We start from the raw sequence: 12,586 nt of genomic DNA, 5'->3' as shown, positions 1-12,586 counted from the left end.
GGGAGGAGGGGCCATCATCTTTCTGAACCTTGTGTGTTCTGTTCTTCTGTGTTCTCTGTGAGAGAAAGAACAATTGCGAGACTCGCTGGAGAGTTTTATCTCTCACAGAGCGCACAGAGTTCACTGAGCATTTTTGTGCACTGTTTCGAGTCCACAGAAGGCCTCCGGCATACAGAGTTCACAGAGCGTTACTGCTAAAGAAGATACCAATAAGGAGGCAACAAGCAGCCAATATCCTGCCCATAGGGGTATCTCGGTGATTACTCCCCTTCCCTTCGGGGGAGGGGAAGGGGGAGGGGCCACCATTAGCAGTAATACTAATCATTCAAACAGTAGGTGTCAAGATATTTTACAAGCTGTTCCCTTCTACATTCGAGAAAAGGCTGAGTATGCAACAAGAACATGCCCTTCTGCGTTCAAGAACATGCTTTTCTTGCCACAAGAAGGGCGTCTTCTATGAGCAAGAAGGGCATATACTCGAACGCAAAACGTAACACGCTGATTTCTTGTTGGTTACATCCTCGGTTGTAGGCGATGATATATGCGTGTGTCGAGAGTGGTCAGCTTGGTGGGTTATAAGGATTTTTTATCGTTCTACTGCGCCTCACCTCTCACAGTTTTCACCCCAGCGTTAGCAGTAACGCTCTGTGTTCTCTGTATGCCGAAGGCCCTCTGTGGGCTCGAAATGTGCGCAAAAAGGCTCTGTTAACTCTGTGAGCTCTGTGAGAGAAAGAACTACCCAAGAACTCTCAAGCGTCCTTTCTCTTACAGTGGGTGCATTCTATTTCTCACAGAAAAACACAGATGAACAGAACACACAAAGGGCCACAGAGACATTAAGTCAACCGATTTCACAGAACCTTACAGCCAACGTTAGCTGTTCATCAACACCTAACACCCATCACCCATCACCCAACAAGGCTAATCATCAACACCTAACACCCATCACCCAACACCCAACAAGGCTAATCATCAACACCCAATATTCAACACCCAACACCCAACAAGGCTAATCATCAACATCCAACACCCATCACCCAACACCCAATAACCCAACACCCAACACCCATCAGAACCCCTTCCCACTCTTGCATAACTCCCAAGAAAGTTGTAAATTTGCAGGAAACAAATCTTTAATAACATCATGTCAGAACCTATAGACATCCTTGAAGATAGATTGCTACGAGACGAACCGGGGCTGCTTGAAGTGCTCTTAGTCGACCATTCCACTCAAAAGAATATCTTTTGGGCTACGGATAGTTACGTCGCTGAGGGCGATGGCTACGGTTGGCACGATAGCATCACTGTGTCGGCTATCACGGGCAAGCACGGTAGTATCATCATGCCAAGAGCCTTGAAGACAAGGGACGAACAGCTGCGACGCTCGCGACAGATGGCTGAGGTGTTCACGCCTGCATGGCTCGTTAAGAAGATGAACGACGCTATCGACGACGAATGGAACCGTGCACAGGACGGACTGGAGGCCGAGATGGAGCCGTGGCAACGCTATGTTCTGACTATGGAGTTGGAGATCTCGTGTGGCGAAGCACCTTTCCTCACCTCCCGATACGACACTGTTACGGCCGAGCCTATCCCTATTGACGAGCGTGTCGGACTATTAGACCGCAAGTTGCAGAGGGTGAACGAGTTTGCTACCGATGCTGAATGGACACGGTGGGCACTCCTTGCCTTAGCACATGTCTACGGTTATGAGTGGCAAGGCGACAACCTCCTCTTGGCACGTGAAGCCCTCCTTGCCACCTTTGTAGACTATCACGAGCAACGCTTCTCATGCCGACCAGCAAAGGACATCATCCGTAAGGCGGCAGAGATCATAGCATGGAACGTATGGCAGATGGACGGTCTGAAAGCTGTTGTCCCAGCCTCTTGTCATGACGAGAAGACGGTTGAGGCGGGATTGTTCGAGACCATTGAGACTATCACACCGTGCGCAGGTTGTCAGAAGGACGATGTCTTACAGCATAACGGACAGCAATGTCGACTGCGTAGATGGCTGCCATCAGCAACAGAGACACCCGACAGTTTCGAGTGCAATTACACGGACTTTATTACCAAAAAACATAAAACATACCATAAAAGAAAATGGCTTATGAGATTTGATTTCGTCGTTGGAAATCCACCATATCAGGATGAGACTTTAGGTGAACAAAAGAACTATATGCCACCAGTCTATCATCTATTTATGGATTCAGCATACTCAATTTCAGATAAAGTAGAGCTTGTAACTCCAGCACGTTTCCTATTTGATGCAGGTTCAACTCCCGCTGTATGGAACAAGAAGATGTTAACAGATAAACACTTGAAAATACTCTTTTATGAGCCAGACAGTTCTAAGGTCTTTCCTAATATAAACTTTAGAGGAGGCGTAGCAGTGTCGTATAGAGATGCAGGAAAGGATTATGGGGAAATAGAAGTATTTACTCCCTATAAAGAGCTAAACGGCATATTGAAAAAGATACTACCTATTGTCAAGGAACATTCTCTTGCTGATATAGCTATTTCAAGAACATCGTATAGATTGACAGATACCATGCACAAGGAGAATCCAAAGGCTATGTCCTGTCTTACAAAAGGTCATCCATACGATATGGCAACAAATATCTTTGATTTATTACCTTTCGTTTTCCATGACGATAAGCCTAAGGATGGGAAAGAGTATATCATGGTCGTTGGAAGAAAAAACAATGAAAGATGCTATAAATATATAAGGCGTGACTATGTGAATGAGGTCTCCAATTTGTCTAAGTACAAGGTACTTTTAACTAAGGCATCGGGTAAAGGTGAGTTTGGAGAGGGTCTGGCTTCTCTCATTCTTGGCTTTCCAATGCTCGCAAATACCGAGACCTTTTTAAGTATTGGTAATTTTGATACAGAAAGTGAAGCTCTTCATTTACAGTCATACATTAAGAGTAAATTTCTCAGAGCACTACTTAGTGTTTTAAAAGTAACGCAAGATATAACTCCTATTAAGTTCAAGTATGTCCCCCTCCAAGACTTTACTATGTCTTCTGACATCGACTGGTCGCAGTCTATCTCATCGATAGACTTGCAGCTATATGATAAGTATGGACTATCGGAGGAGGAGCGCAACTTTATTGAAACACACGTTAAGGAGATGGACTAATGAGAACACCTAAGATACAGACCAGCCACGTTGTCTTACCTAAGATATATGCTTACACTACGCCTGGAGTTACTTACCATGATGGTTGGGTGAAGATTGGCTATACCGAACAAGACAGTGTTGAAGATAGAATTAAACAGCAATGCCACACGGCTAATATCGCTTGGATATTAGCGTGGAAGGGCAATGCAGTATATGAAGGAACGAACGAGACATTTTTAGACAAGGCTTTCCATTCTTATTTAAGCAAGTTAGGTTATGCGCAAGAGCCGCTGACCGAGTGGTTTAAGATTGGTACGGACGAGTCGAAAATGAAGTTTTATGAGTTCCGAGAGAACCGTGGTATTGTCAAAGGAAAGGCCATACAGCAATATCAACTACGCGAGGACAGTCAGGGCGAGGCTGTGCGCATGACGATAGACAGCTTTAAGCACTGTCCTGAGACGGAGTTCCTTTGGAATGCAAAGCCCCGCTTTGGTAAGACACTCGCCGTCTATGACCTTTGTATGAAGATGCAGTTTCGTAACGTGCTTGTCGTGACGAATCGCCCAGCCATTGCCGACTCGTGGTATTCTGACTACCTAAAGTTTGTCGGTGAAGAGCATTTTCTCTTTGTGAGTCGGGTGCAGGCATTGCTACAGCGCAAGCCTAAGCCCTGTCTTACTCGTCAGCAGTATGTGGAGGAGATAAAGCATGGTAAGGGTACAAAGAACTGTATTGAGTTTGTCAGTCTACAGGACCTGAAAGGCTCAATCGACTTTGGTGGCAGTCATAGAAAACTGGAGGAAGTGGCCCAACTAACGTGGGACTTGCTGGTTATTGATGAAGCTCATGAAGGCGTAGACACCTATAAGACCGATGTAGCCTTCGACCAGATTCGTCGTAAGCATACGCTCCACTTGAGTGGAACTCCATTCAAGGCACTGGCGAATGAGAAGTTCCCTCCGGGCTCAATCTTCAATTGGACCTATGCAGACGAGTGCCGTGCAAAGGTGGAATGGGACGAGTCAAAGGGTCATAACCCCTATATAGAGCTTCCAAGACTCAATATGTACACCTATCGAATGAGCGACATCGTCATAGAGAAGGTGAGCCAAGGAGTGGAGATAGATGGCGACACGGAGGCCTTTGCCTTCGACCTTAACGAGTTCTTCCGAGTAGAGCATGGGCGCTTTGTGCATGATGAGTCGGTTGATAAATGGCTCGACGCTCTGAGCCGTCAACCCCGTTATCCCTTCTCAACCGAGGCTTTGCGCAAAGAGATAAGGCATAGCTTCTGGCTATTAAACCGTGTTGATGCGGCCAAGACATTGGCAAAGAAGCTAAGAGACACACAACGACATCCAGAGTTCGCAAGCATTGAGATTGTTGTTGCGGCAGGTGATGGCAAGAGCGATGAAGACGAGGTTATAGAAGACGAAAGCTCATTGGCACGTGTGCGCAAGGCCATTGAGGAGCACCCACAAGGGACGATAACACTCTCTGTGGGCCAGCTGACGACGGGAGTGACAATCCCTGAATGGACGGCAGTGCTGATACTCAGTAATATAAAAAGCCCTGCACAGTATATGCAAACGGCCTTCCGAGCACAGACGCCCCACCTCTATATGGACACTGACGGACGGTATCATAGGAAAGAGAATGCCTACGTCTTTGACTTCGACCCAGCTCGCACGCTGACAATCTATGAGGAGATGGCCAATGGACTATCGGTTGACACGGCATCGGGAGGTGGTGATGTAGACATGAGAAAGGCGCATATCAGAGAGTTGCTGAATTTCTTCCCCGTGATAGGCGAGGATGAGCAGGGAGAGATGGAGGAGTTGGATGCCGAACAGGTGATGCTCATCCCTCGTCGAATACGCTCTAAGGAGGTGGTGAGAAGTGGCTTTATGAGTAACTTCCTCTTCGCTAATATCGCTAATATATATAGTAGTTCTCCAGGTCTGATGACTATCATCAATAAGTTTGAAGACGTAAAGGAAGCAAAGAATAAGAGCATCGATACGAACGATGTAGAACAGTTGTCTCGTGAGGTGGATGCCGATGGCAATGCACAACCGAGTGCTGAACAGATAGCTGAAAGACAGCAGCGTCTGTTCGGAGAAAAGATATTCGGTGGCGATGAAGACGTAGAACAGCAGATTAACGAAACGCTCCAAAAATATCGTGAAGCAAAGGAGAAGAAGGGAAAGAGTGCCGAGGAACAGTTGATAGACAATTATACTAAAGTCCTGACAGGCACAGTGATGACCCATGCTAAGACACACGAGGAGTCGAAGGAGGACGCCCTCACGAAGCGTAACCAGGGTGTTGCTGCCTTGAGAATAAGAAAGGCTGTAAACGAGCAGATAGGTAAAGACTGTTATCAAGCAGCCGTTGATAAGAATAAGTTAGACCTACGGTGTAAGGAGGAGTGTGTCGGGAAGACGACACAACAGCAAGACGATATTCAGAGAATATATGAGGCAAAGAAGCAGACTGTCGACGACAGATTAGAAAAGAAGGTACAAGAGAAGAAGGCAGAACTCTTGAATGCAAGTGTGGAAATCGTTGCCGAGGTCTATGAGCAGCAACGCATTGACAAGAAGAAAGGGGATGTGAATGAGCTTGTTCGTAATCATCTGCGAGGCTTCTCACGTACGATACCATCGTTCTTGATGGCCTATGGCAATGAAGAAACAACCTTGCAGAACTTCGATAAGGACATTCCAGAGGAGGTGTTCTTAGAGGTAACGAGTGTGACGAAAGAGGAGTTTCGATTGTTGAGAGACGGAGGCGACTATATAAATAAGGACACTGGCGAGAAGGAACACAGTATGGGTCACTTCTTCGATGAGGTGGTCTTTAATGATTCTGTTAAAGAGTTCATGGCCTTGCGGAGGCGTTTAGCCAATTACTTCGAGCCTACCAACGAGGAAGATATATTCAATTACATCCCCGCACAACGTACGAATCAGATCTTCACACCTAAGGAGACGGTACGTAAAATGGTAGACTTACTTGAAGAGGAGAGCCCCGGCTGCTTCGATGACCCACGTAAGACGTTCGCTGACTTGTATATGAAGTCGGGGCAATACATTACTGAGATTGTGAAGAGACTCTATAACAGTAAGGGTATGAAAAAGGCTTATCCAGACTCGGAGGAACGTATCCGCCATATCTTCAAACACCAAGTGTATGGACTTGCCCCAACCGAGTGTATCTACCGTATCGCCCTGCGCTATATCCATGGATTTGATGAGACAATCCATATCTCAGCGTCTGATCATCACTTGAGGCAGGGCGATAGCTTGCCAGCGGCTAAGGAGGGAAGGATGGAGGAGTTCTTAGATGAGGTGTTTTAATAGGCCCTTCATCCTACGTAGAAACAATCTTCTAAAATATAACTTTCGATTTTCCTGTCACTTCTGTCATCTTTTCTCGCTCGTAACAGACTGTGAGAAAGGATGCTACAGGAAATGTTAAATGTGACAGTAAACTAAAAACAAACTAAATAGTAGATGTATAAACATTTTATAGCAATCTTTCTTTGTGGCCTTACTACAACTTCTTGGGCCTCGAACACGTGTTTTTCTCGGATGTCTGATGGGGTGGGGATGCCCACTGCGGTCAGTAGTTTTAAGCCTCAATTAGCCTTATTGAGCAGGAAAGGGGATGTATGGCCTTCTCTGCTTGATGCCCAAAGGAGGAGGGATAGAGCATGGACTCGGATCGTGACAGGGGAGCGCATGCGGACTAATGGGCTGAGTGTGCAGGCGGCAGGAGCGTCGTCACTTCATCCCTTTGTGCCTACAACCATTGTAGGAGGTGATTTTGCGGAGGGCACACGATGGTACACATTGAAGTTCAAGAACACCACCTTGGCCGTTGCTGCGGCTGATGGGAGTATTAGTGAGGTGCCTGCAACAGCGGGGAATGTGGACCGCACGATGCCGCAGCAGCCTGACAATCAGCTTTGGTGCTTCGTTGGTAATGAGCAGGAAGGCTATACACTATACAACAAAGCCTTCGGTACGACGAAAGCCCTTGTCGCTGTGGCCTCTGCAACGAATACGGCTGAGGCAACGATGGAGCCGTTGGAGGGGAATACGAAGTGTGCTAAGTGGTGGTTCTCGGCATCATCCAACCTCTCTTCAGCCTTCACCGACCCTGTTTATATGCAATTGCGAGATGCCAATGGATACGCCTTAAACCTCAGCGGGCAGTCGGGTCAGATCTGTTTCTGGACTGGTGGAAAGGACAATGGGTCGACGGTTCTCATCGAACCTGCCTTTGCGACGGTGCTTGAGGCACGTGTGCTCGACCCTGATAACGCCACTTTCTATCGACAAGACAGGAAGACAAAGGGACAAGCATGGAACACTTATCTTATTTCTAACGCTGGTGATCCGGTCGTGACCTTGGCCAATGCGAATGGAAAAAACAATATCGGATATAGCAGTGCGACATCGCCAAAGACGATTATCATCTCAAGTAAGAATAGTCAGAACTATACGCTCTCGGTGGAGAAAGGCTATGTCATCACGGGCTATAGCTTCTCTTTCAAGGGAGAGACAGCCTCGACGACGGTAAAGGATGTGACGACAGCGAAGACGGAGACGGCCACGAATACTGCTGCAAAGTCTTTCGCGGTGGACGGCATAGCCTTGCAGAATGTTCCGTTTCAGGTGTTGACGGACGCAGCCCATATCCAACAGCTGACGATACAGATAGCCCCTGCCGTCGGGGAGGTGCTGAAGAAGCAGATAGCCGACAATGAGAAATATCAGACAGCAATCGTCTTTGATAACACGAAATCGCCCTTTGGCTATCGTATCCCTGCTCTGGGGCAGGATGGCAACGGTAAGCTCTTTGTGGCGGTAGACCTCCGTCGGACGGGGTCGGACATCGGTATGGGGAATGGACATAATGATATTGTCATGAAAACCAGCTCAGACCATGGCGCAACATGGGAGGCTAACTATCGTACCATCGCTGCTGGTGATGCGCAACAAGACCATAGTTCGAAGCAGTGGACCTACAGCTTTGGCGATCCCTCTATCGTTGTCGATCGGAACAATCCGCAGAATGTACTCGTGATGTGCGTCGGTGGACACACAAGCTTCTTTGATAGTCGGTACGAACAACCCCAACATGTGGTGCGATTGCATAGTAGTGACGGTGGAGAAACATGGACGAAGGACTCGTTGACCTACCAGATATACAACTTGACAAAGAATAGCTTGGGCGGTAAGACGAATGGTCTGTTCCTGACAAGTGGGAAGATTATGCAGAGCCGATACGTTAAGCAGGGGGCTTATAACCGTCTGTATATCGCTTATCCAACGAATAATACCAAGCAGAACGCCACCTTTGTCATCTTTTCTGACGACTTCGGTGCAACGTGGAAACTACTCGGTGGACCGATGCAGTTGCCAAGTACGGGCGCTGACGAGTCTAAGGTAGAGGAGCTACCAGACGGTAGTGTACTGGTGAGTGTGCGCAATCGTGGTTCAAACTCACGTGGGTATAGTCTCTTCACCTATACCGACATCGCCAAAGGAGAGGGCCGATGGGAGTTCCAAACGAATGCTGAAGCGATGAACAATGCGGTCAATGCGGTCAATGGCGAGATACTCATTGTCCCAGCACGGCGTGTGTCGGATGGCAGGAAACTCTTTGTAGCCTTACAGAGTATCACCCATTCTACGGCACGAGAGCGTGTGGGCGTGTATTTCAAGGAACTTGCTAACTACGAGAGTTACGCTACAGCGACGGCCTTAGCAGCTGATTGGCACAAAGGAAAGCAGGTGAGCCAGATTGGATCATGCTATACGGGGATGGAACTGTTGTCGAATGATAAGATAGGATACGTCTACGAGGAGGAGGCAACAGGCGGTATCGGGGGATATAACATCATCTTCAAACAGATTCCTTTGGAGGACTTGACGAACGGACGATATGTCATCGACCACACTGTCGACCGTGGTCCTTATATCCAACAGGCTGCCGAAATGCTTCGCTCACGTGTTCACACTTATCGACAGGCTAATGGGAAATATGTCGGTATGCCTGTGGCTGCGGGATTGACAGGGGTTGAGGCTTCGCTCGATGGGGTCGGTGCGGCCCTTGCTACGGCTGCGACAGGTGGCGAGGAGACGGCATACTTTCATGCACAAGAGGCGATGGCTGCAGCACAAAAGCAGCTTCTTAGCGGTGTGACACGTGTGAAGATTGAGCGTGGGAGGTGGTATCGACTGACAAACAACCTAAAGCGTAATGTGGTACTAACGACGGATGGCACGCAACTCAAGCAGGGTTCTGTTAGTACACCACCGACTGATCCGTCCGTACTCTTCCAGTTCATTGAGACTACCGAGGGGAATTGGACGATAAAGAATGCGAAGCATAAGGTGTTTGCTAAGCCTACGCTACGAACGAACATACCGCTGTTAGTGACTGATAATAAGGCTGATGCGGGCCGATACACCATCGTGTCGACGATAGACGGACGCAGTTATCTACAGAGTATGGACCCAGCCCAAGCGGCTTACCCAGCCATCCATGCCGATAACAACGGTAACATCGTCGCATGGACTACCACCTCTGATGCCTCCCAATGGTTCATCGAGCCCACTGACTACCACGAGACAGATGATGCCATCCGCCTCGCTCCAGTCCTCTCCACTGCTCCTCATACCATCTATAACCTCCATGGTCAGCGTCTCAGTCCCCACTCTCTCCAGCACCGTGGCGTGTATATTGTTGATGGGAAGAAGGTGGTATATTAAAGGATAAGCATAAATGAAAAAAGAAAGTTATAGAGAGTCTCGTCCTGAAAACTTCCCTACGGTCAATGATTATCGTAATCCAATTATTGCTGAGGCTATGCGTGGAATGAAATACGTTAATATGTTTAACCGAGGCATTCTTTGGGAATAGAGCTATCGTATCGATGGGTAAGGAAGGTTCATGCTATCCTCATGGGTTGGAGAAGTAAAGAGTAGTAGATTAAAACGATATAATTAAAGAAATACGAGATACGTGGGGGAGAGGGGATAAACAAAATGCCAAGACCCTTGCGGACCTTGGCATGATATGGTAAACGCATTTTGGAATTATGCTTGCGTTGTATTAGTAGTTTGTCTCCTCAATCTGGAAGAAGCTCTGTGGGTGGTTGCAAACAGGGCAGATCTCTGGAGCCTTCTTACCAACAACGATGTGACCGCAGTTACGACACTGCCAGATGCAGTCGCCGTCACGTGAGAATACGACTTTGTCATCGATGTTCTTCAACAGCTTGCGGTAACGCTCCTCGTGGTGCTTCTCAACCTTACCAACACCGCGGAACTTAACTGCCAACTCTGGGAAGCCTTCCTCCATAGCATCCTTAGCCATCTGCTCGTACATATCGGTCCACTCGTAGTTCTCACCAGCTGCTGCGTCAGCGAGGTTTACGGTTGTTGTAGGGATATCACCACCGTGGAGGAACTTGAACCAAATCTTAGCATGCTCCTTCTCGTTGCGTGCTGTCTCCTCGAAGAAACCAGCAATCTGCTCATAGCCGTCCTTCTTAGCCTTTGAAGCATAGTAGAGATACTTAGTGTGAGCCTGGCTCTCACCAGCGAAAGCAGTCTTGAGGTTCTGCTCAGTCTTTGTACCCTTCAATGCCTCTGGGTTGAACTCCTTGAACTTCTCTGCCTTAGCATGACATACTGGACATTCTGCTGGTGCCTCTGTTCCTTCGTAGATATAACCACAAACAGTGCAAATAAATTTCTTTTTCATAATGTTTTTGTATTATAAATGTTATTTCTTGTTTCGCTTATCACGAGCGTGTAGACTAATATCTGCTGATTTTCAGCTCTATAGATGGTATATTTATATCCTGTAATTATTACAATCTTGCGAGTGCAAAGGTAGAGATTATTTTCCAAACTGTCAATGTTAACGGTCGTTTTTTTCGCATAAACAGACCTATTTAGACAACGAATAATTAGTATTAACAGTGCGTTTTGAGACAGAATGACATAATGACGGATAGGGACGGGGGGATGTTTTGAGACAGAATAACATAATGACGGATAGGGGCGGAGGGATGTTTTGAGACAGAATGACAGAATGACAAATAGGGTCAGAGATATGTGTTTAGACAGAATGACAGAATGACAAATAGGGTCAGAGATATGTGTTTAGACAGAATAACAGAACGACAAATAGTGTCAGAGCGATGTGTTTAGACAGGATAACAGAACGACAAATAGGGTCAGAGGGATGTGTTTAGACAGAATAACAGAACGACAAATAGGGTTAGAGAGATGTGTTTAGACAGAATAACAGAACGACAAATTGGGACGGAGGGATGTTTTGAAATCGTTCTTCTGCTCCATCGAGTGATAAAAAGGCGTATCTGGAATAGAAACATATCATAACTTTTCGTCCACTACAAGTTATCGGTATGATTAATATAGGCTTCCATGCCCCTCCCGAACCATTAGTTTGTCAGTGGGATATATTCTTTGTACTGTACATAAAACCCCCGAACGACCCATCACGGGCAGAATCGGGGGGAAAAAAACTTAAAAAATCGGTGTAAAGGTACATAAATTCTTTTATAAACAATGGAAAATAGTGACTTTACCGAGCCATACATCAGAAAAAATTGTTGTCTGACTAAAAGGTATAGTTGTAGAGTTTTCATCTGAACCAGCCATGATAATACGAAGGGAAAGGTAAGATAATGTAAATATTTATCGTACACATCCTATCCAATACTTGCTCTTCATGGTTTAAGAAGACGCTCTTCATGGTTTAAGGAGACGCCCTTCTTGCTGCTTGATAGGACCCTTCTCGAGTCTTGTTAGGCACCTCCTTCTACGTTGCTCGCAACATGCTGAGTTTATGTATGTTACAAGCTATATTCTTACTTGTCTTCTTTATGATTGGCTCATACCTTTCATATTATTTCTGTTAAGACTTTTCATACTTGTTCCGAATGGAAATGTCTACAATATAGAGTATACAAAACAACTATCAATACAGAACTACGAATTACACGAATTGCACGAAGACAGAGGGTACAGAAGGTACAGCTTTTTTATGTTCTAAGACAGAATGACATAATGAACAGCTAATTAATGTTCTTAGACAGAATGACAGAATGAACGTCTTTCTAATATTCTTAGACAGAATGACATAATGAACAGCTAATTAATGCTCTTAGACAGAATGACATAAAGACATATTTTATCTTGTTACTCTCTAATGTTCTTAGAGAGAATGACATAATGAACAGCTTTCTAATGCTCTTAGACAGAATGACATAAAGACATTATTTTATCTTGTTACTCTCTAATGTTCTTAGAGAGAATGACATAATGAACAGCTTTCTAATGCTCTTAGACAGAATAGACAATAAAGACATTATTTATCTTGTTACTCTCTAATGTTCTTAGAGAG

6 protein-coding genes are annotated in these 12,586 nt (G+C 46.1%); 5 read left to right on the top strand and 1 reads right to left on the bottom strand.

The window, feature by feature from the left end:
• Positions 1 to 722: 722 nt before the first annotated feature.
• The 5 genes from HMPREF0666_RS17145 to HMPREF0666_RS17140 all read left to right on the top strand — a co-directional run bounded on the left by HMPREF0666_RS17145 (position 723) and on the right by HMPREF0666_RS17140 (position 10,069).
• Positions 723 to 1,013, top strand: a complete 291-nt coding sequence (locus HMPREF0666_RS17145) for a hypothetical protein (protein WP_157600211.1) — start codon at positions 723 to 725, stop codon at positions 1,011 to 1,013.
• Between the two features lie 131 nt (positions 1,014 to 1,144).
• Positions 1,145 to 3,145: an Eco57I restriction-modification methylase domain-containing protein gene (locus HMPREF0666_RS00215; protein ID WP_009010242.1), complete on the top strand. Its 2,001-nt coding sequence runs from the start codon at positions 1,145 to 1,147 to the stop codon at positions 3,143 to 3,145.
• Positions 3,145 to 6,492: a DEAD/DEAH box helicase gene (locus tag HMPREF0666_RS00210; protein ID WP_009010241.1), complete on the top strand. Its 3,348-nt coding sequence runs from the start codon at positions 3,145 to 3,147 to the stop codon at positions 6,490 to 6,492. Before HMPREF0666_RS00215 ends, HMPREF0666_RS00210 begins: the two co-directional genes overlap by 1 nt.
• Positions 6,493 to 6,876: 384 nt before the next feature.
• Positions 6,877 to 9,918, top strand: coding sequence for a sialidase family protein (locus tag HMPREF0666_RS16025; RefSeq protein ID WP_050803211.1), 3,042 nt, complete (start codon positions 6,877 to 6,879; stop codon positions 9,916 to 9,918).
• Positions 9,919 to 9,931: 13 nt separating this feature from the next.
• On the top strand, positions 9,932 to 10,069 hold the full coding sequence (locus HMPREF0666_RS17140) for a hypothetical protein (RefSeq protein WP_009010239.1): 138 nt from the start codon (positions 9,932 to 9,934) through the stop codon (positions 10,067 to 10,069).
• 192 nt (positions 10,070 to 10,261) lie between these two features.
• Here HMPREF0666_RS17140 and rbr read toward each other — a convergent pair whose 3' ends face one another.
• Entirely contained in the window at positions 10,262 to 10,915 is a 654-nt protein-coding gene (gene rbr / locus HMPREF0666_RS00200; protein ID WP_009010238.1) for a rubrerythrin, read from the bottom strand.
• Positions 10,916 to 12,586 lie beyond the last annotated feature (1,671 nt).

Source organism: Prevotella sp. C561, from assembly GCF_000224595.1.
Taxonomy (GTDB): domain Bacteria; phylum Bacteroidota; class Bacteroidia; order Bacteroidales; family Bacteroidaceae; genus Prevotella; species Prevotella jejuni.
Note: the sequence above shows the minus strand (reverse complement) of the source record. Positions and strands in the feature narration are given on the sequence as shown.